Genomic DNA, 18,141 nt, shown 5'->3' on the forward strand with positions numbered 1-18,141 from the left:
TAAGAGGCGTGCCGGATCGCCGCGCGGGGAGGGCCGTTCGGAGAGCGCCGGTGGTGTGCGGACGGCCCCGCCCACCCGGCGGAGCGCACCCGGCGGCGCCGCGCGCCGTCGGGGCGGGTCACATCTGTCCGCTCGGTGCGCGCTGTTGCCTCCGTACCGCGACCCCGCGGTACAGCTCCGCGGCCTCCTCGCCCCGGCCCAACCGCTCCAGGCAGTGCGCCTCGTCGTTCCTGCCCGCGAGGGTGTCGGGGTGGTCGGGGCCGAGGACGTGCTCGCGCGCGCGGGCGACGTACCGGTACTCGGCCAGCGCGTCCGGCCACCGGCCCAGCCAGCCCAGGCCGACCGCGACCTCCCGGCGGCTGACCAGGGTGTCGGGGTGGTCGGGTCCGAGGACCCGGGCGCGGGCGGCGCACACCTCCCGGGACTCCGCGAGGGCTTCCTCCCAGCGGGCGAGGCGGCCCAGGTTGACGCCGAGGCCGTGGCGGGCCCGGAGCGTCTCGGGGTGGTCGGGGCCCTGGACGCGGGTGCGGTCCTCGATCAGGGCCCGGTAGACGCCGAGCGCGTCGGCGCAGCGCCCGAGGCGGCCGAGGCTGATCCCCACCTCGTAGCGGGCGGCGAGGGTGTCGGGGTGGTCCGGGCCGAGGGCCAGCGCGCGTGCCTCGGCGACCTCGCGATAGGTCGCCAGGGCCTCCTCCCAGCATTCCAACCGGCTCAGCGCGTAGGCGACTTCGTAGCGGGTGACCAGCGTGTCGGGGTGCCGCGGGCCGAGCACGCGGGCGCGGGCGAGTGCCACGTCGTGGGCCATGCGGTACGAGTCCTCCAGCCGGCCCAGCCGGCTGAGGTTGAAGGCGAGGTTGTGGCGGCAGCGCAGGGTGTCGGGATGGTCCGGGCCCATCAGCCGCCGCCGGTCGGCGAGTACGGAGGTGTACGCCTGGTGGGCCTCGAAGTGGCGGCCCAACTGGCCGAGCACGTAGGCCGTTTCCTGGCGGGCGGCGAGGGTGTCGGGGTGGTCGGCGCCGAGTGCGCGCTCCCGGGCCCTGGCGACCTCGGTGTACTCGCGCAGGGCCTCGGCCGCGCGGCCGGTGCGGCTCAGCGTGAAGGCGATCTCGTAGCGGCTGGCGAGGGTGTCCGGGTGGCCGGGGCCGAGGAGGCGGGCGCGTTCGGCGGCGACCTCCCGGTGCACCTGACCGGCCTCGGTCCAGCGGCCGAGCCGTCCGAGGCCGAGTCCGGCCCGGTGGCGGCCGGCCAGCGCGGTGACGGTCCACGGATCGGGGACGGCGGCGGCGAGGAGGGGTTCGGTGGCGCGGGTGGTCCACTCCCGGGTGAGCCCGGCCGCGGGATCGGGCGGGGTGGAGCGCGGGCCGGTGCCGGTCGCCTTGGGGCCGGTGGTCATGGACCGGGTCCAGGACGGCGGCCGGGGCTCGCGCAGCGCCGGGGACCGCAGCCGGGGTGCGGCGGTGACGACGGTCGGGACGTACCCGGGTGCCGCCCGTCCGGCGGTGATCCGCCGGCTCAGTTCCCGTGCGTCGTAGGGCCGTTGCTCGGGCCGTTTGGCCAGCAGGTCCAGGACGAGTTTCTCGAACCAGCCGGGCAGTTCCGCGCGGAGGGTGCGCGGCGGGGCGGGCGGGGTGTCGCGGTGGCCGATGAGGACCGCCCAGGCGTCGACGAGGTCGAACGGCGGTGCCCCGGTGGCGATCTCGTACAGCACGCAGCCCAGGGAGTACAGGTCGCTGCGCCGGTCGACCTCGGCCCCGCCGATCTGCTCCGGTGACATGTAGTGCGGGGTGCCCATGGCGATGCCGGTGCCGGTCAGCCGGGAGGTGGGTCCGATGTCGTGGCCGAGGCGGGCGATACCGAAGTCGCACAGCTTCACCGTGCCGTCGGAGAGCATCACGATGTTGGCGGGTTTCAGGTCCCGGTGCACGATGCCCTGCCGGTGGGTGTAGGCGAGGGCGGCGGCGACCTGCTCGGCGATGTCGACGACGTCGCCGACGGGCAGCGGACGCTGCCCGTTGTCCGCCATGAGCCGGCTCAGGTCGCGGCCGTCCAGCAGTTCCATGACGAGGTAGAGGACGTCGTCGTACTCGCCGAAGTCGTGGACGACGGTCACTCCGCGGTGGGAGAGGGCGGCGGCCACCCGCGCCTCACGGCGGAACCGTTCACGCAGCACGGGGGCGAGGGCCTGGTCGTGGTGCGGGCCCGGCGGGGTGAGGCACTTGACCGCGACCTGCCGTCCCAGGGACTCGTCGCGGGCGCGCCACACCTCGCCCATCCCGCCCCGGCCGATCAGGTCGAGCAGCCGGTACCGCCCCTGGACCAGCCTGGTGTCAGCCATCGCGCGCCGCCGCCCCCCGTCGTACAGCTCCGCCCTCCCCCGGGGTCGCCGTCAGGATGCGGCCGCGCCGAACCGGCCGTTCCGTGACACACTCCCCCGTCGGCCAGTATGGCGGCCTAACGCCCGATTTTGTACGGTGCCGGGCGCGCGTGCGGACCGAGCCTCGCCATGGCGCGCAGGATGTGTTTGGGCGGGAGTTGCCAGCGCAGACGTGCGGGAACGCAGCGCAGCAGGGTGCCGGTGGCGCGCAGCCGCCGGGTCACGACGGCGGGTTCGGGGGCCGGTCTGCCGTACAGCTCGTGGGCGTACGGCGGCAGGGAGGCGTACGCCAGGTGGGCCACGCGCCGCCACAGCACCTCGCGCGCCGGTATCAGGAGCGGGTGGGCCGGGGGGCGGAGCAGGAAGTCGTCCACCGCGCGCGCGTCCGCTCCGACGGCGAGCTGCGGCCGCACCTCGCGGAAGTAGGCGGCCATGGACGCCCGGTCGCCGGGGACGGCCGCGGGCTCCAGGCCCACCAGGCGGGCGCTGACCCGGTGCTCGGCGAGGTAGCGGTCGGCCTGGGCGTCGGTGAGCGGGAAACCGGAGCGGCGCAGGACGTGCAGGTACGAGTCGATCTCGGCGCAGTGCACCCACAGCAGCAGGTCCGGGTCGTCCACGCCGTACCGTTCGCCGGTGTCAGGGTCGGTGGCGCCGAGCATGCCGTGGATCCTGCGCACCCGGGCCCCGGCACGCTCGGCCGCCTCCGTCGTGCCGTAGGTGGTGGTGCCGACGAAGGACGCGGTCCGCATCAGCCGGCCCCAGGCGTCCTTGCGGAAGTCGGAGTTCTCCATCACGGCGCGCACCGCGCGCGGGTGCAGGGCCTGGAGGTAGAGCGCGCGGATGCCGGCGATCCACATCATCGGGTCGCCGTGCGCCTGCCAGGTCACGGAGTCCGGGGTGAACAGACCGGGATCGCCCGCCATGACCGCAGACTAACGCCGCACCCGCGGCATCCCCAGTCCGATCCACGCGATGATCTCGCGCTGGATCTCGTTGTTGCCGCCGCCGAAGGTGAAGATGACCGCCGAGCGGTAGCCGCGTTCCAGTTCGCCGTGGAGGACCGCGCCGGCCGACCCTTCCTTCAGCGGGCCCGCCGCGCCGGCGATCTCCATCAGCCAGGCGTAGGCGTCACGGCGGGCCTCCGAGCCGTAGACCTTGACGGCGGAGGCGTCCTGCGGGGTGAGGGTGCCGTCCTGGACGGCGGTCACCATCTGCCAGTTCAGCAGTTTCATGGCGTCCAGGCGGGTGTGGGTGCGGGCGAGGTTGCGGCGCACCCAGGGCAGGTCGACGACGCGGCGGCCGTCGGCGAGCTTGGTCTCCACGGCCCAGCGCTGGACGTCGTGCAGGGCGCGGATGGCCATGGTGCCGTGGGCGGCGAGGGTGACCCGTTCGTGGTTGAGCTGGTTGGTGATCAGCCGCCAGCCCTGGTTCTCCTCCCCGACCCGGCGGGAGACCGGGACCCGGATGTTCTCGTAGTAGCTGGCGGTGGTGTCGTGCGAGGCGAGGGTGTTGATCACGGTGCAGGAGTAGCCGGGGTCGGTGGTCGGCACCAGCAGCATGGTGATGCCCTTGTGCGGCGGCGCGGCGGGGTCGGTACGGGTGGCGAGCCAGACCCAGTCGGCGGTGTCGCCGTTGGTGGTCCAGATCTTCTGGCCGTCCACCACGTACTCGTCGCCGTCCCGCACGGCCCGGGTCTTCAGCGCGGCCAGGTCGGTGCCGGCGTCGGGTTCGCTGTAGCCGATGGCGAAGTCGATCTCGCCGGAGAGGATGCGGGGCAGGAAGTACGCCTTCTGCTCGTCCGTGCCGTACCGCATGATCGTCGGCCCGACGGTGTTCAGCGCCATCAGCGGGAGCGGGACGCCCGCCTGCGCGGCCTCGTCGAAGAAGATGAACTGTTCCATCGCGGTCAGGCCCCGGCCGCCGTACTCCTCGGGCCAGCCGACACCGAGCCAGCCGTCGGTGCCGAGCCGGCGGACCGTCTCCCGGTAGAAGCGTTTCTGCGCGGCGGGGTCGGCGTAGCGGGCGTAGGCGTTGTCCGGCACCAGGCCGGCGAAGTAGGCGCGCAGTTCGGTGCGCAGCCGCTGCTGCTCGGGCGTGTGGTCGAGGTGCACGGCGCCTCCAGGCTCCCCACGGGCGGTCCTGACGGCGCACACCGTAGAACGTGTTCCAGAAATTGGGAATGGCGACGCGGGTACGGGCGTCGGAGCCACGCCACGCGGGTGCGCTCGGGCCGGTGTGCGCGGTCGCGCGGTGGGCGCAGCAGGCACCCCCGCCGGTTCGGGGCCCGGATCGGGGCGCGCTTCGCGGCAGCCTCCAGCCGTTCGGTCACCTGCGCAGGTCACGCGAGGAATCCCATGAGCCAGCCGGAGTACGGCGCCGACACCGCGGCACCGGCGGACGTGCACATGCCGGACGCGGTCACGGCCGGGGCGCTCGACCACGCGATCTTCCGGGTGGCCCGCCTGCACCGCATGCTGGCCGGTCAGCTGCTGCGCCGGGTGGGCCCGCATCCGGGCCAGGAACCGGTCACGAGGCAGCTGTGGGACCGCGGCCCGCAGCGGCAGACCGATCTGGTCCGGCCGCTCGGCTCCGACCCCGCCGCCATGACCCGTACCGTCCGGCGGCTGGAGAACGCGGGGTTCGTGCGCCGCTTCCCGTGCGCCACCGACAAGCGGGTCACCGTCGTCGAGCCCACGGCGGCGGGGACCGCCCTGCGGGCCGCGGTGGAGCGGGTCCGGCTGGACCTGGAGGCCGGCGCCACCGAGGGCACGCCCCCCGAGCGACAGGCGGACGCCCTTGAGGTCCTCCGGCGCATCGAGGAGAGCCTCGCCCGCGCCACCTCGCGGCAGACCTGAGCCGGCTCGGGGGCCACGACCGGGGCGGGGCCGCGCGGTCTGCGGCGTCCGGGCCGGGACGGGAGGCCGCCGGCGCGGCCGTCAGCGCGCCGTCGCGAGGTTCTGGGGGCGGGCGGCGAAGCGGTCCAGCAGGTACTGGAGGGCCAGGCAGCCCAGACCCCAGCCGGCCAGGGTCGCGACGGCGCCCGTGAGGTGCGCGTCGTGGAAGTAGGCGGCGCCCCGCAGCCCGCGTACCGCCGCGGCCGGCGGCAGCACCGTGGCGAGCGGGGAGAGCCAGGCGGGCAGGAAGGTGGCCGGCAGGATGCCGCCGGAGGTGGCGTTGCCGAGGATCAGCAGCACCACGGAGGCGACCGGCATGCCGAGCGGGCCGAACACCCGCAGCAGCACCCCGGCGGCCGCGGCGGCGGCCCACGCCAGCAGGCCGACCACGAGGGTGACCACGGCGAACGGCGCGGGCAGCGCGCTCAGGCCGGTGTGCGCGATCAGTGCCACCATCAGGCCGGAGGCGACGGCGAAGACCAGCGTCGAGGCGACGCGGACGGCCAGCCGCAGGCGGGGCGCGATCTGGTAGGAGGAGACGGCGAAGAGGAACCCGGCGAGTACGACACCGAAGGCGGCGTAGAACACCGACAGTCCGCGGGCGTCTCCCGCCGCCAGGGGCAGTATGTCCTTGACCGGGACCGGCTTGCCGACGGCGGAGGTCAGCGCCGTGGCGAGGCTGGACACGGTGGACGGCCCCTCGGCGCCGGCGACCAGCAGGCGCGTGCCCTGGCCGTCCGCGACCAGTGCGGCCGGCACCTGGTCGTGCGCGATGGCCCGGCGGGCGGCAGCGGCGTCCTGGTAGCGGTAGAACGTGTAGCCGTCCGGGGCCGCGTTGTTCAGGGCGAGTTCGGTGCGTGCGGCCACCTTGTCGGAGGCGGCGATGCCGACGGGCTGGTGGCGGGCCGAGGGGGCGTGGAAGGCGGCGAGGTACACGGCGACGAACACGGTGCCGATCGCCAGCGCGGTGAGTACCGGCACGAGGACCGCCTTGCGGGTGCCGGCGGCCGCCGCGAGCACCGGGGCGGGCAGCCCGGGTTCGGAGTCGACCAGTGCGTGCCGGGCGTGCCGCACGTGCGCGACGGGCGGCTCGGTGTCCGGGTCGTACGGGGCCGCGTGGGGCGGGACGCTGACGGAGGGCTGTATGCCGTGGTGCATGGGGCGGGTGCTTTCCGGATCTGAGGGGGGCGCGGGCGCCGGTGCGGTCTGCCGCGGTGGGGTCAGGGGGTGGGCGGGATCATCGGCGGACGTTCCCGGCGGGTGGGCCGGGGCCGGGGCGGCCGCCCGCGGAGGTCCTGGCCGGTGGTCCGGGACCGGGGCTTGCGTCCGGGCAGGGCCGTCGTCCTAGAACATCCCGCCGTCGAGTTCGAGCGTGCGGCCGGTCATGTAGGACGCGTCGGCGGAGGCGAGGAAGGCGTATCCGGCGGCGATCTCGGAGGGCTCGGCGAGCCGTCGCAGCGCGACGCCGACCCGGAGCCAGTCGTCCAGGTCCTGCTTCCCGGCCAGGTCCGGGTGCAGATAGCTCGCGCCGTGCTCGCGGGCCATGTCCGTGGCGGTGCCGCCGGGGGCGATGGCGTTGACGGCGATGCCCCTGCGGCCGAGCTCCGCGGAGAGGTTCAGGACCATCGACTCCACCGCCGCCTTGCTCGCGGCGTACAGCGTGTGCCCGAAGAACGCCCTCGACGCGCTCACCGACGAGGTCAGCACGATCCGGCCGCCCTCGCGCAGGTGGGCCGCGGCGTGCTGGACCGCGAACAGTTGTCCGCGCGTGTTGACCGCGAAGATCCGGTCGAAGTCGGCCGGGGTGATCCTCTCCAGCGCGTCGAAGTGCTCGACACCGGCGCAGGACGCGAGCACGTCCAGCCGGCCGAACGCGCCGACCGCACGCTCGACCAGCGCCCGGGTCTGCTCCGGGTCGGCGACGTCGGCCCGGAAGGCGAGGGCCCGGCCGCCGCCGTCGGTCAGTTCGGCGACCAGCGCGGCCGCGGCCTCCTCGTCGCCCCGGTAACCGACGGCCACCGCAGCACCCTCCTGGACCAGCCGCCTGGCGACGGCCGCGCCGATGCCGCGGCTGCCGCCGGTGACGACCGCCACCTTGCCTTCGAATCGTGCCTGCTGTGCGGATGACACCACTGCTCTCCTCCAAGCAAAGGGGACGGCTGGCTCTGTGGCCTGCGGCCGCGGTGTCCGGTTCCGACGGGAGGTCCGCACCGCGCCCGGGGCGTGGGCGTCAGGACGCCGCCGAGCTGCGGCGACATACCCACCGTAACATCAAGCGCAGGAAATCCTTCGTTTAGCGGGGTACGGGAATCCGGCTGACGTAGTCTCGACGCGTCGGCCCGCGATGATCACGACCGGTCGGCGCGATCGGGAAAGGACGGGCTCACGGTGGCTTCCGGCACGCCTGGCGGCAGCGGCGCACCTCGACTGCGGGCGGACGCGGCCCGAAACCGTGCCCAGATCCTCACCGCCGCACGGACCGCCTTCCGCGAACTGGGCACCTCCGCCCCGCTGGACGAGATCGCCCGGCGTGCCGGCGTGAACATCGCCACGCTCTACCGCCGCTTCCCGGACCGCGAAGCCCTCGTCCAGCAGGTCGTCCTCGACGGGTTCGCCACGGTGGCCGACGCAGCCCGACACGCGCTGGACACCGCTCCGCGGGATCCGCTGGCGGCCGTCGAGGAGTTCCTGCTCCGCCTGGTCGACGAACGGGACACCCTGGTCCTCCCACTGCTCGGCGGACCGGTCGCCTCCAGCCCCGAGGCGATCGACCTCCAGGGCCGCATCGCGCCGCTGCTCGACGAGGTGCTCGCGCGGGCCCGCGCGCGGGGCGCGATCCGGCCCGGCGTCACGCACATGGACCTGATCACCACCGGCGCGATGGTCTGCCGCCCCATGCCGTACCTGCCGACCGAGCAGGCCAAGGCCCTGGCCACCCGTCACGTGCGCATCTTCGTGGACGGTCTGCGCCCGAACGACTCCCGTCCCCTGCCGCCGTCGCCGACGCACGAGGACATCACCGCCCACCTGATCGACGGCACCGAGACCGACTGACACTCTTCCCGCCGGACCAGAAAACCTGTCCGTCGGCGATCGGCCAGGGCTTGGGCGGCCCGTACAGCACCCCTGACAGGTCGAGGAGTTTCGGCGGCGACCACACCGGCCACCCGGCCCTCGGCCGACCCGGCTCCGGAGCCGCCCGGGACGCCTCGCGGTCCATGGCCGGGGGCGTCGGCGGGCGCACTAGGGTCGGGGCATGACGCCACTTCTCGCCGGCAGCGCCTTCGACTCGCTGCGCCTGGACGCCGTGTCCGACCAGGAGACGCTGCGCCGGGTCTACGAACGCCCCAGCGACGCGGCCGTGCGCAAGCAGATGACCGAACTCACCGACCAGACGCGTAGGTTGATCGGTCTCTCCTCGTTGGTGCTGATCGCCAGCGCGGACGCCGACGGCACCTGCGACGTCTCGCCGCGCGGCGGCCCCGCCGGGTTCGTCGCCGTCCTGGACGAACGGACCGTGGCGATACCGGACGCGACCGGCAACAAGCGTCTGGACACCCTGCAGAACGTCATCGCCACCGGGCGGGCCGGGCTGCTGTTCGTCATCCCCGGGCGCGCCACGACGCTCCGGGTGAACGGGCGGGCCTGCGTCTCCGCCCGCCCGGACCTGCTGGCGCAGCTGACCCCGGTCGGCAAGCCGCCGGCCAGCGCGCTGGTGCTGGGCATCGAGGAGGTGTACCCGCACTGCCCCAAGTCGCTGCTGCGCAGCGGCGCGTGGCAGCCGGAGCAGTGGCTGCCGGCGGACGCCCAGCCGACCTCGGCCGAGGTGACGCTGGCCCAGCTCCGCATGCCGGGGCTGACGATCGCCGACATCGAACAGACGGAGGCGGACTCGCTGAAGTACCGGTACGAGTAGAGTCCGTAGGGGCGCGTGAGTGGGGGCCCGTGCGGGCGCGCGACGTTCGCGTCGCTCAGGCCAGGGTCGCCAGGAACTCCGTGCAGGCCACGGCGCACGCCCGGCACGCGGCCGCGCTCTTCTCGGCGCCGGGGCGGGTGTCGAAGGCCTGCGCGCCCTGGAGGCAGATCGTCCGGCACCACTCCAGCTGGACGCGCAGACCCGTCTCGTCCTGGTCGTTCTCCTCGGTCAGCGCCCGGCAGGTCGCGTCGCACACCTCGGCGCACATGATGCCGGTACGGCGCACCCGCTCCCGTTCGGCCGTTCCCTCCTGGTCGAAGACGCCGGCGCCCAGCGCACAGAGCCGAGCACACTCCGTACAGGCCTGGGCGCAGGCGAAGCGGTCTTCCAGGTATCCGTACAGCTCCTGCTGGGAACTCGGCGGCGTCATGGACCCCGGGTTGCCGCGCCACGAGGCGGCAAACCCGGCAGCGGGACCCCCGGCTCCTCAGGAAGGCCGGGGGCGAGGAGGCCACCGCCGGGACGGTCGTGAGCAGGGTCACGTCACCGAATTCGAGGGGCCCCTCATGTTAACCTCGGGGTATGAGCCACCAGCACGTCCTGCCCGCCTCCAAGGCGCCGGCCAAGGCGCTGCGCCGTGACGCGCAGCGCAACCGGGACGCGATCGTGGCCGCCGCCCGGACGGCCTTCGCCGAGCAGGGGCTGGACGCGTCGCTGGAGGGTGTGGCCCGCGCGGCGGGCGTCGCGATCGGGACGCTGTACCGGCACTTCCCGCGCAGACTCGACCTGGTCGAGGAGCTGTTCACCGCGAAGTTCACGGAGCTGCTGGCCACCGCGGAAGAGGCCGCGGCCATGGACGACGCATGGGAGGGGTTCTGCCACTACCTGGAGAAGCTCTGCCAGCTCCAGGCCTGCGACCGCGCCTTCAACGACCTGGCCTCGGCCCGGCTGCCGGTGCACGCGCTCGGCCGCGGCATGTTCGAGCGCTCCCAGGAGCGGGCCGCCCAGATCTTCCGCAACGCCCAGGAGCAGGGCGTCCTCCGCCCGGACGTCACGCCCCAGGACATCGCCTTCGTGATCTGGTCGCAGGCCGGGATCATCCGGGCCACGCGGGCCGTCGCACCCCAGGCCTGGCGCCGCCACCTGCACCTGCTGCTCGACGGCTTCCGGGCCCGGTGCGCCCATGAACTGCCCGAGCCTCCGCTCACCACCCGGCAGGTCGACCAGACCCTCACCACGCTGGAGTGCCCCGAGGAGGAGTGCCGCGAGTGCCAGGAGGACGCCTGAGCCACGGCCGGTGAGACCGCCGGCCGACGGGACGGCACGCGAGCGGGCCCGGTGCCGACGGTCGGCACCGGGCCCGCTCGCGTCCGGAGGCGGCGTTCAGCTTCCCGCCAGCAGCTCGGCCAGCTCGGCGTCCAGGTCGAACCGGTCGGCTTCGCGCCCCGGCCGCACCAGCGACCACGTCTCCCGCAGGAAGGCCCGCACGTCGTGCGCGGGAAACGTGAGCAGGGCCGATCCCTCCGGTGCGCGCAGGGCGACGTACACGACGTCGCGCCCCGCGTCGACGGCCGGCCACATGTGCACGTCCCCGCCCTGCCCGGTCCGCCCGCTCAGCGCCTGGGCGAGCATGTCGCGGCTGAAGAACCACTCGACGGTCACCTCCTGGCCCGGCGGATGGAAGACGGCACGGACGGCGTAGGGGTCCTCCGCCTCGTACCGCAGCGCCGCGTGCATGGGCACCGACACCTCGTGCGACAGGACGAACTCCACCGGGAGCTCGCACGCCACGGTTCTGACCGATCTCACTGTCCCTCACTCCCGCGTCCGGCTCGCCCGGCGCTGCGATCGCTCCCCCGGCACGTCGGACCCGGCCCGACGTCGGCCCGGCCGGCGGCCGGTTCGACGCGTCGCGGCGACGGCCCGCGGGCCGGGGCGCTGCGGCCCGTCGAACCGGCCGTGTCGGCCTGCGGCCGCATCAGTGCTGGTGCAGGTCCCAGGCGACCTGGTCCAGGTACCAGCCCTCGGCGCTGACGACGACCGCGGCGGTGGCCGCTGGCTGCCGCTGCCGGCCGTCGTGGTGCTGCCCGCCGGTGCGGTGCTGGTGGTGCCGGACGTCGTGGTGGGCGCTCCCGGATCCGTCCGCGCGGTGGCCGTCACGGTCACCGCCGTCCGCGAGGGCGGCGGCGGAGGACGTCGCGTGCGCGGAGGATCCCGGGGCCGTGGCCGCCGAGGCGGGGCCGACGGTCCCGAGCAGCGCTCCGCCCGCGAGGGCCGTGGAAGTGACAGCGATCGAGACGCGCCTGGTCCACCTGTTCATGGTCATTCCTTGCCATTTCCTGTGCTGCGCGGCCGTTCCGGTACGGCGGCCGCTGCGATGTCCGTGGGCCGGACCGGGAGGATCCTGAGGGACCCCTCATGTTCGGCGTTGCCCAGCGTACTTGAGGGGGGCCTCATGTTTGCGGTGAAGCCCGTCACAACGGATGGAAAGGACGTCAAGCAGCCGCAAGTCGAGGCGAATTCGCTCGCGCGACGATCGCGGAGCGGATACGACCGAACACGAAAAAAGTCCGGTTCATGCCGTTCTGGGCGGGTATTCACTAGGCATGAGCACGGTATCGACGATGGAGCTGGCCGCTCCCAGCGGCCTCTTGAGCCTCGGGCTGTTCGTGGTCGCCGTGGCCGTCCTGGCGATGCTCGCCGGCGGCTTCTGGCTCGGCAGTCGCGTCAAGTCCCGGGAGTCCCCCCGCCCACGCCCCGACGAGCAGCCGAAGCTGCCGCCGGAGGGCGCCGTCCATGAGATCCGGGAGAACCGCGAGTCGGAGGAGATCCCGGTGATGCCCAAGGGCGGTCGTCCGCTCACTCCCTACGAACTGAGCAACCAGCAGACCAGACCGAGCACGTCGACGGACCGGCCACGCTGGAGCAACGGCAGCAGCGGCTCGTTCGGCGGCGGCGGCCTCGGCGCCCACTGACCCCTAGACCGCTCCCCGGCCCACGTCGAGACGTCCGACGTGGGCCACGTTCTCGAGATCCTCGGCGTCCTGGCTCGGCGTTGCCGCGAACCAGGCGTCGAGGATCTCCTTGAGCAGCGGCTGCGAGGTCAGGCGCAGGCTCAGGGCGAGGACGTTGGCGTCGTTCCAGCGGCGGGCGCCGTCGGCGGTGTACGCGTCGGCGCACAGAGCCGCTCGGACGCCGGGCACCTTGTTCGCGGCGATCGAGGCGCCGGTGCCGGTCCAGCAGCACACGACGGCCTGGTCGGCGGTGCCGGCGGCGACGTCACGGGCGGCCGTCTCCGAACAGACCGCCCACCGCGGGTCGGCCCCCGCTTCGAGCGCGCCGTACGCGCGCACCTCGTGGCCGCGTCGCCGCAACTCCTCCACGAGGAGGCGCGCGACGGGTTCGTCCATGTCGGAGGAGACGGAGATCCGCATGCCCGCAGCCTAGGCCGTGTCCGGGGCGGTGTCCGTACGGGTCTCGGTTCGGGCCTCGATGGCGGTGAGGACCGAGGACATGTCCAGGCGGGCGTTGCCGAGCCGCACGCTCTCGGCGTAGAGGTCGCTGCTGAGGTCGAGGAGCGGGGTGGCGATACCGGCGGCGCGGGCCGCGTCGGCGATCAGGCGGGTGCTGGCGTGGGCGTCGGCCGTGGCGGCCTGCACCGTGAAGTCGTGGGCGGCGAGCATCGGGACCTTCACCCGGGTCACGCCGCTGGCCAGCTGCCCGGAGTCCACGACGGCCCGGAAGGTCTCCAGGTCCAGGTCCTGCCGCGCGGCGAAGTGCACGGCCTCCGCGAGGGCCGCGACGGTCGTGTTCAGGTAGAGGTTGACGGCCAGCTTCATCAGCAGGCCGGTGCCGGGCCCGCCGCAGTGGACGGTCTCCCGGCACATCGGGGCGAGCAGCGGCCGTACCTCTTCCACCGTGTCCCGGTCACCGCCGAGCATCGCGACCAGTTCGCCGGCCTCGGCGGGCTTGCGCGATCCGGAGACCGGGGCCTCGACGAACCGGCCGCCGGCGGCCCGCACGTCGGCGGCGAGAGCGCGCGCGTACTCGGGTGACGTCGAGCCCGTCGACACGACGACACGGCCGGCCACGCGTTTCCCGAACCCGGGACCGCCCCGGCCCAGGACCGTGTCCGTCACCGCCTCGTCGACGAGCATGACGAACACGACTCGCGCCCGGGCGAAGACGTCCTCGGCGCTCGCCGCGACCCGCGCCCCGGCGGCGCGCAGTGCCTCCGCGCGGTCGGGCGTCCGGTTCCACACGATCAGCGGGATACCGGCGCGGGCGAGATTGAGCGCCATGGGCTGCCCCATCACACCGAGCCCCACGAAGCCGCACACGGGGGTGTCGGGGCCGCCGGTCTCTTGCGTCATCGTCGTAACTCCTGCTCGGCGTGCGGAAGGTGAGGACCATCGGCACTGTACGGCGCGCGGGTGCCGGTGCCGGCGACGGGTGGGGCCGATCGGGTCGGGTGCGGCGCGCCTCGGATGTGCGGGTGGCCGTCGGTGCAGGATCGGCCGTGCGGCCGCCTCGGGACGGGCCGCACCACCACGCGCAGAGGTCGGTCATGAACGTCTTCGACATCCTGTTGGCCCGGCGGCCCGGCGGCCGTCCCGGCGGTACCGCGGCGGCGGCATGACCACCGCTCGGGGCGGCGGCCGTTACGGCGAGGACGCCTTCCGTCCCGACCAGGCGGGCGAGGGCGAGCGCATCGACGTCGGTGCCCTCGTCTACGACGACATCACGATGGCCCGGCTGCGGGCGCTCGGGGCCGGGCCCGGCCTGCGCTGCCTCGACGTGGGCGCCGGGACGGGCACGGTCTCGCGGCGGCTCCTGGACGAGGCCGGGGTGGAGAGCGTGCTCGCCGTCGACCGGGACGTGCGTTTCCTCACCGCGAGGCCCGGGCTCGACGTCCTGGAAGCCGACGTCACCACCGCGCTGGACGAGATCCGCGGCCCGTTCGACCTGGTCCACGCCCGCTTCGTGCTGATGCACCTGCCCGAGCACGACCGCGTGATCACCGCGCTGGCCGGTCTGGTGGCGCCGGGCGGGGTGCTGGTGCTCAGTGACGCGGTCGACCTGACGAGCGACCGGACGCCGGACACGCCGTACACGACGGCGATGCGGGCGATGTGGCAGGGACTGCGGACGACCATCGGCACCGACGTCTCCTGGGTGCCGGCCTACCCGCAGTTGCTGCGGGGAGCGGGACTCGTGTCCGTCGCAGCCGAGATCCACGTGCCGCCGCTGGTGCCGGGCAGCCCCGTCAGCCGGTTCTGGGCGGACACCTGGGAGCGGAGCCGGGCGGCGATGCTCGCCACCGGCCTGGTCGACGACGCGGCCGTCGACGCGGCGATCCGGTACCTGTCCTCGGAGGAGTGCGCCGCGCTGTCCGCCGGGATGCTGACCGCGTGGGGCCGCAGGCCGCAGGCGGGAACCTGAACCGCCGGCCGGCGCACGCCCGCGGCCGGGTGCGACGGTGACTGCGCGTGCCGGTCCCGTCCACGGACCGCATCTGCGCAGAAACGGCACACAGACTGCACACTGCCTGGCCAAAGGGTCGCTACCGTTCAGGCCGTTCGATCCCGAGTGATCGAGATCAGGCCACGGCACAGGACGCCGCTGGCGCAGTCGAGTCAGGAAGACCTCCGATGGACTACTGCTCCTCGTGCCGTCGGCACCTCAACGGTGCCCTGGCGTGCCCAGGTTGCGGCGCCTACACCCCGAGCACCGCGCCCCGCGCCGTGGTGACGCCCTGGCGGGCCCCGGCGGCCGACACCCGGTACGACGACACGCAGGGCGACACCGCCGACGCGTCCCACGAGGGCTCCCCCGCCGTCGCGCCGACCGGCCGGGCGGCCCGGCGCCGTCAGCGAGCCCGCTGGAAGAAGACCCAGCGGCGTGCCCTGGTGGCCACCGCGGTCGCTCTGGTCGGCGGCGGCCTGACCGTCGCCTCGCTGGACCGCCAGTCCACCAGCCAGGCGCAGGCGGCCGGCGCCCCGGACAACCACCGGGCCATGGGCGTCGCCGGCCAGGAGGCCACCATGACCGTGCCCGTGTCGGCGGCATCGGCACCGACCGGCCGCCACCGGGCGCCCGGCCCCTCCGGCCCCGTCCGGGCGAAGGCGACCGCCGACGCGCCGCACGAGCAGACCACCGGCACTCCCCGCGCCACCACGACACCCCGTCGGCTCCCGCTCGTGTCGGCCCCGTCGACGGCGTCGTCCGCCGACACGTCCCAGGCGGCGGCCGCCACCTCGCCCACCGCCCCCGGCACCACCACCGCCCCGCAGACCCAGCCGTCGGCGGCCCCCGCCTCCACCGCCGCCCCCACCACCGGCGGCGACGGCACACCGGCGCCGACGACCAGCACCGCCCCTGCCCAGACCCCGCCCTCGCAGCTCTGCCTGCTGGTCATCTGCCTGGGCTGACCCGGCTCCTCCGGCCGGATCGTCGGCCCGTCCGCCCCTCCCGCTCCCGTCCGCCCGATGTGCCGCGTCCTCAGGTGATCCGTGAGGAGTCGCCGCCGAACGCCTTGGGCACAGTGATGAAGGAGCTACAGCGATGAAGGCGGGCGGGATCCACGATCCGGGTCCCGCCCTCGGAGGACGGAGACCTCTCGTGACGACGAAGCCCGCTCTGGACACGGCGGCGGACCGGCCACTCGCCCCGCTCGAACGCCTCGACGAGGAGATCATCGCGCTGCTCGCCCGCCGCCGCGCGATGGCGCGGCAGCTGGTGCCCCCGGCCCGCGCCCGCGCCGCCGACCCGGAGTTCGCGAAGACGGTGCGCGGCGTGACGGGCCGCTACCGCGAGGAACTCGGCGGCGCCGGCGAACTCGTCGCCCGCGCGGTCATGGTGCTGTGCGACCCCGGCCGCGCGTCCTGAAGAAAGCTTCCTCCTGGTGTGGGCGGCCGGTCCGGAGCCGATCGTCGTTCCGGAGGCGGCCCCGCCGTGCCAGGACGCCCGGGCGCCGGTGCCCCCGCGGGACACCGGCGCCGTCCGCGTCAGCCGTGGCGTCCTCGGCTCACCAGGCCAGCGGGCCGTTGACGTCGAAGTAGCCGCCGGTCGGTCCGTCCGGCCCGAGCTGTGCCATCCGGACGATGATCTCGGCGCCCTGCGCCACGGTCTGCGTGCCCGTGTTGCCGTTCAGGTCGGTCTTGGTGAAGCCCGGTTCGACGGAGTTGATCCGCATGTCCGGGAAGGCCTTCGCGAACTGCACGGTGAGCATGTTCACGGCGGTCTTGGACGTCGGGTAGGCGATGCCCGGGTAGAAGTGGGCCGGGTGGTCCGGGTCGGAGAGTGCCGTCAGCGAAGCCAGTCCGCTGCTGACGTTGACCACGACCGGTGCCGCCGAACGCCGCAGCAGCGGCAGGAAGGCGTGCAGGACACGGACCACGCCGAAGACGTTGGTCTCGAAGGTGTTCCGCATCTGGTCGGCGGTGACGGTCTCGGCGGTCGGCACGCTGTTGTCCGCGGTCCGGGACTCGATCCCGGCGTTGTTGATCAGGACGTCCAGTCCGCCGTCGGCCTCGATCGTCTTGGCGGCGGCCTCGACCGAGGCGTCGTCGGTGACGTCGAGGAGGACGAACCGGGCGCCGAGTTCCTCGGCGGCCCGGCGGCCGCGCTCGGCGTTCCTGGCGCCCACGTACACGGTGTGGCCCGCTTCGACGAGTCGGCGGGCGGTCTCGTAGCCGATGCCCTTGTTGGCTCCGGTGATCAGTGTTGTCGTCATGCGTCCAGCCTGCGCCGCGGTGGCACGGTCAGCCAGCACACCCTTCTTCCTGGGACCGCCGGTACCACCGTGAGCCGCGGGTGACGGGAATCGCGCGGGAAGGAGGGTTCGCGGACGTGGCCCGCACGGCCGGGAGCCCCTTCCGCGACCGCGACCGTCACGTCCGGGAGGTGACCGCCGGGAGCGCCGGTGCGGTGGGGTGGGGCCAGGCCTCGGCGGTCAGGCGCAGGGTGCGGGCGCGGGCCTCGGCGGTGATGTCGTAGGGGACCAGCATGATCTCGTCGGCGCCCAGGGCCGTGGCGAGCCGCCGCAGGCCGGCCGCGACGGTGGCCGGGGCGCCCCGGACGAGCTGCATCTCGTCCAGCATCCTGCCGACCAGATAGCGCTCGCGTGCCTCCGGCAGGACGACGCCCGGCGACGTGGCGGAGTGCTTCTGACGGAACCGGGCGGTGGTCGTGTCGTGTGCGAGGCGTTCCGCCTCCTCGTCGGTGTCGGCGCACTGCACGTTGACCGACGCGACGACGTAGGGGCTGGTCCCGAGCGGGCCGGGGGCGAAGGCCGACCGGTAGCGGTCCAGGGCCGCCGGGCGGGACTTGGGCCCGAGGTGGGCGCCGTAGGCGAAGGCCAGCCCGCGCGCGGCGGCGACCCGGGCCCCGTGCTCCGAGGTGCCGAGCACGAACACGTCCGGCGGCACCGGCAGCGCCGGGGAGAGCTCCAGCTCCTGGAAGTCGTGGCCGCCCGGCCAGCGGCCGTGGAGGAAGCCCACCAGTTCGTCGAGGAGTTGGGGGAACTCCGCCCGTGCCTGCGGCGGCCGGCGCAGGGCGCGGTCGAGCAGGGTGCTGCTGTCCGTGCCGCCGGTCGCGCGGCCGACGCCCAGGTCGATCCGGTCGTCGTGCAGCGACTGGAGAACGGCGAACTGCTCCGCGACGGTCAGCGGCGCGTGGTTGGTCAGCATGACCCCGCCGGAGCCGACCCGGATGCGACGGGTCACCGCCGCGATGTGCGAGATCAGTACGGCCGGGGAACTGCCGGCGCAGCGTGGTGAGTTGTGGTGCTCGGCGACCCAGAAGCGGTGGTAGCCGTACGTGTCGGCGGCCACCGCCGTGGCGACGACGTCGTGGAGTGCCTGCCGGGCGGTGCCGCCGGGCGCGACCAGCGCCACGTCCAGCACGGACAGCGAAACCATGAAACCTCCCTGGAGTGGGCGGGGGCGTGCGGCACG

General features: G+C 74.2%; 20 protein-coding genes. 8 read left to right on the forward strand and 12 right to left on the reverse strand.

Translation table 11 applies throughout. The annotated features are described in order from the left end of the window. Positions 1–118: 118 nt before the first annotated feature. The 3 genes from ACIRQ9_RS26470 to ACIRQ9_RS26480 form a co-directional block, all read right to left on the reverse strand. Positions 119–2,335, reverse strand: coding sequence for a tetratricopeptide repeat protein (locus tag ACIRQ9_RS26470; RefSeq protein WP_404178315.1), 2,217 nt, complete (start codon positions 2,333–2,335; stop codon positions 119–121). 116 nt (positions 2,336–2,451) lie between these two features. Beyond that, on the reverse strand, positions 2,452–3,297 hold the full coding sequence (locus ACIRQ9_RS26475) for an oxygenase MpaB family protein (RefSeq protein ID WP_404178318.1): 846 nt from the start codon (positions 3,295–3,297) through the stop codon (positions 2,452–2,454). A 9-nt stretch (positions 3,298–3,306) separates the two neighbouring features. Then, on the reverse strand, positions 3,307–4,485 hold the full coding sequence (locus ACIRQ9_RS26480; protein WP_404178321.1) for an acyl-CoA dehydrogenase family protein: 1,179 nt from the start codon (positions 4,483–4,485) through the stop codon (positions 3,307–3,309). 243 nt (positions 4,486–4,728) lie between these two features. Between ACIRQ9_RS26480 and ACIRQ9_RS26485 the strand changes: the two genes are divergently transcribed. Continuing rightward, on the forward strand, positions 4,729–5,229 hold the full coding sequence (locus ACIRQ9_RS26485) for a MarR family winged helix-turn-helix transcriptional regulator (RefSeq protein ID WP_404178324.1): 501 nt from the start codon (positions 4,729–4,731) through the stop codon (positions 5,227–5,229). Between the two features lie 81 nt (positions 5,230–5,310). Here the strand turns inward: ACIRQ9_RS26485 and ACIRQ9_RS26490 are convergent, their stop codons facing one another. Both ACIRQ9_RS26490 and ACIRQ9_RS26495 read right to left on the reverse strand, forming a co-directional pair. Further along, positions 5,311–6,426, reverse strand: coding sequence for an ABC transporter permease (locus ACIRQ9_RS26490; RefSeq protein WP_404178327.1), 1,116 nt, complete (start codon positions 6,424–6,426; stop codon positions 5,311–5,313). Between the two features lie 186 nt (positions 6,427–6,612). Beyond that, entirely contained in the window at positions 6,613–7,398 is a 786-nt protein-coding gene (locus tag ACIRQ9_RS26495; RefSeq protein ID WP_404178330.1) for an SDR family NAD(P)-dependent oxidoreductase, read from the reverse strand. Between the two features lie 258 nt (positions 7,399–7,656). Between ACIRQ9_RS26495 and ACIRQ9_RS26500 the strand changes: the two genes are divergently transcribed. Together ACIRQ9_RS26500 and ACIRQ9_RS26505 are read left to right on the forward strand one after the other, a co-directional pair. Then, entirely contained in the window at positions 7,657–8,322 is a 666-nt protein-coding gene (locus ACIRQ9_RS26500) for a TetR/AcrR family transcriptional regulator (protein ID WP_404178333.1), read from the forward strand. Between the two features lie 202 nt (positions 8,323–8,524). Next, positions 8,525–9,184 carry an MSMEG_1061 family FMN-dependent PPOX-type flavoprotein gene (locus tag ACIRQ9_RS26505; protein ID WP_404178336.1) on the forward strand — a complete coding sequence of 220 codons (660 nt, stop codon included), beginning with the start codon at positions 8,525–8,527 and terminating at the stop codon, positions 9,182–9,184. 55 nt (positions 9,185–9,239) lie between these two features. Here ACIRQ9_RS26505 and ACIRQ9_RS26510 read toward each other — a convergent pair whose 3' ends face one another. Further along, positions 9,240–9,614, reverse strand: coding sequence for a ferredoxin (locus tag ACIRQ9_RS26510; RefSeq protein ID WP_404178339.1), 375 nt, complete (start codon positions 9,612–9,614; stop codon positions 9,240–9,242). A gap of 152 nt (positions 9,615–9,766) precedes the next feature. On the opposite strand from ACIRQ9_RS26510, the gene ACIRQ9_RS26515 reads away from it, so the two are divergent. Continuing rightward, positions 9,767–10,471 carry a TetR/AcrR family transcriptional regulator gene (locus ACIRQ9_RS26515; protein WP_404178342.1) on the forward strand — a complete coding sequence of 235 codons (705 nt, stop codon included), beginning with the start codon at positions 9,767–9,769 and terminating at the stop codon, positions 10,469–10,471. 96 nt (positions 10,472–10,567) lie between these two features. Here ACIRQ9_RS26515 and ACIRQ9_RS26520 read toward each other — a convergent pair whose 3' ends face one another. Together ACIRQ9_RS26520 and ACIRQ9_RS26525 are read right to left on the reverse strand one after the other, a co-directional pair. Next, positions 10,568–10,993, reverse strand: a complete 426-nt coding sequence (locus tag ACIRQ9_RS26520) for an SsgA family sporulation/cell division regulator (RefSeq protein ID WP_404178345.1) — start codon at positions 10,991–10,993, stop codon at positions 10,568–10,570. Between the two features lie 169 nt (positions 10,994–11,162). Beyond that, positions 11,163–11,504 (reverse strand): hypothetical protein, encoded by a 342-nt coding sequence (locus ACIRQ9_RS26525; RefSeq protein ID WP_404178349.1) that lies wholly within the window; start codon positions 11,502–11,504, stop codon positions 11,163–11,165. Between the two features lie 286 nt (positions 11,505–11,790). Here ACIRQ9_RS26525 and ACIRQ9_RS26530 point away from each other — a divergent pair, with 286 nt between their 5' ends. Then, positions 11,791–12,159: a DUF6479 family protein gene (locus ACIRQ9_RS26530; protein ID WP_404178352.1), complete on the forward strand. Its 369-nt coding sequence runs from the start codon at positions 11,791–11,793 to the stop codon at positions 12,157–12,159. A 3-nt stretch (positions 12,160–12,162) separates the two neighbouring features. On the opposite strand, the gene ACIRQ9_RS26535 is transcribed toward ACIRQ9_RS26530, so the two are convergent. Continuing rightward, a complete protein-coding gene (locus ACIRQ9_RS26535) occupies positions 12,163–12,618 on the reverse strand; it encodes an RpiB/LacA/LacB family sugar-phosphate isomerase (RefSeq protein ID WP_404178355.1) in 456 nt (151 codons plus the stop codon). A gap of 9 nt (positions 12,619–12,627) precedes the next feature. Continuing rightward, the gene (locus ACIRQ9_RS26540; RefSeq protein ID WP_404178358.1) at positions 12,628–13,557 is read right to left on the reverse strand and encodes an NAD(P)-dependent oxidoreductase; all 930 of its coding nucleotides are present in this window, start codon (positions 13,555–13,557) and stop codon (positions 12,628–12,630) included. A 262-nt stretch (positions 13,558–13,819) separates the two neighbouring features. On the opposite strand from ACIRQ9_RS26540, the gene ACIRQ9_RS26545 reads away from it, so the two are divergent. The 3 genes from ACIRQ9_RS26545 (at position 13,820) to ACIRQ9_RS26555 (ending at position 16,072) form a co-directional block, all read left to right on the forward strand. After that, positions 13,820–14,626 (forward strand): class I SAM-dependent methyltransferase, encoded by an 807-nt coding sequence (locus tag ACIRQ9_RS26545; protein ID WP_404178361.1) that lies wholly within the window; start codon positions 13,820–13,822, stop codon positions 14,624–14,626. A gap of 209 nt (positions 14,627–14,835) precedes the next feature. Next, entirely contained in the window at positions 14,836–15,615 is a 780-nt protein-coding gene (locus ACIRQ9_RS26550; RefSeq protein ID WP_404178364.1) for a hypothetical protein, read from the forward strand. A 190-nt stretch (positions 15,616–15,805) separates the two neighbouring features. Continuing rightward, on the forward strand, positions 15,806–16,072 hold the full coding sequence (locus ACIRQ9_RS26555; protein ID WP_404178367.1) for a hypothetical protein: 267 nt from the start codon (positions 15,806–15,808) through the stop codon (positions 16,070–16,072). A 139-nt stretch (positions 16,073–16,211) separates the two neighbouring features. On the opposite strand, the gene ACIRQ9_RS26560 is transcribed toward ACIRQ9_RS26555, so the two are convergent. Both ACIRQ9_RS26560 and ACIRQ9_RS26565 read right to left on the reverse strand, forming a co-directional pair. Continuing rightward, complete coding sequence (locus tag ACIRQ9_RS26560; protein WP_404178370.1) at positions 16,212–16,919, reverse strand: SDR family oxidoreductase; 708 nt, start codon at positions 16,917–16,919, stop codon at positions 16,212–16,214. A 157-nt stretch (positions 16,920–17,076) separates the two neighbouring features. Next, entirely contained in the window at positions 17,077–18,105 is a 1,029-nt protein-coding gene (locus tag ACIRQ9_RS26565; protein WP_404178373.1) for an LLM class flavin-dependent oxidoreductase, read from the reverse strand. Positions 18,106–18,141: the final 36 nt, after the last annotated feature.

The organism is Streptomyces sp. NPDC101237 (assembly GCF_044767465.1).
Classification (GTDB): Bacteria; Actinomycetota; Actinomycetes; order Streptomycetales; family Streptomycetaceae; genus Streptomyces; species Streptomyces gramineus.

What these genes read in the sequence shown, in the direction of transcription:
- ACIRQ9_RS26470 (WP_404178315.1), bottom strand. Translation starts at nt 2,335, where the DNA reads ATGGCTGACACCAGGCTGGTCCAGGGGCGGTACCGGCTGCTCGACCTG.
- ACIRQ9_RS26475 (WP_404178318.1), bottom strand. Translation starts at nt 3,297, where the DNA reads ATGGCGGGCGATCCCGGTCTGTTCACCCCGGACTCCGTGACCTGGCAG.
- ACIRQ9_RS26485 (WP_404178324.1), top strand. Translation starts at nt 4,729, where the DNA reads ATGAGCCAGCCGGAGTACGGCGCCGACACCGCGGCACCGGCGGACGTG.
- ACIRQ9_RS26490 (WP_404178327.1), bottom strand. Translation starts at nt 6,426, where the DNA reads ATGCACCACGGCATACAGCCCTCCGTCAGCGTCCCGCCCCACGCGGCC.
- ACIRQ9_RS26505 (WP_404178336.1), top strand. Translation starts at nt 8,525, where the DNA reads ATGACGCCACTTCTCGCCGGCAGCGCCTTCGACTCGCTGCGCCTGGAC.
- ACIRQ9_RS26510 (WP_404178339.1), bottom strand. Translation starts at nt 9,614, where the DNA reads ATGACGCCGCCGAGTTCCCAGCAGGAGCTGTACGGATACCTGGAAGAC.
- ACIRQ9_RS26515 (WP_404178342.1), top strand. Translation starts at nt 9,767, where the DNA reads ATGAGCCACCAGCACGTCCTGCCCGCCTCCAAGGCGCCGGCCAAGGCG.
- ACIRQ9_RS26525 (WP_404178349.1), bottom strand. Translation starts at nt 11,504, where the DNA reads ATGAACAGGTGGACCAGGCGCGTCTCGATCGCTGTCACTTCCACGGCC.
- ACIRQ9_RS26530 (WP_404178352.1), top strand. Translation starts at nt 11,791, where the DNA reads ATGAGCACGGTATCGACGATGGAGCTGGCCGCTCCCAGCGGCCTCTTG.
- ACIRQ9_RS26535 (WP_404178355.1), bottom strand. Translation starts at nt 12,618, where the DNA reads ATGCGGATCTCCGTCTCCTCCGACATGGACGAACCCGTCGCGCGCCTC.
- ACIRQ9_RS26540 (WP_404178358.1), bottom strand. Translation starts at nt 13,557, where the DNA reads ATGACGCAAGAGACCGGCGGCCCCGACACCCCCGTGTGCGGCTTCGTG.
- ACIRQ9_RS26545 (WP_404178361.1), top strand. Translation starts at nt 13,820, where the DNA reads ATGACCACCGCTCGGGGCGGCGGCCGTTACGGCGAGGACGCCTTCCGT.
- ACIRQ9_RS26550 (WP_404178364.1), top strand. Translation starts at nt 14,836, where the DNA reads ATGGACTACTGCTCCTCGTGCCGTCGGCACCTCAACGGTGCCCTGGCG.
- ACIRQ9_RS26560 (WP_404178370.1), bottom strand. Translation starts at nt 16,919, where the DNA reads ATGACGACAACACTGATCACCGGAGCCAACAAGGGCATCGGCTACGAG.
- ACIRQ9_RS26565 (WP_404178373.1), bottom strand. Translation starts at nt 18,105, where the DNA reads ATGGTTTCGCTGTCCGTGCTGGACGTGGCGCTGGTCGCGCCCGGCGGC.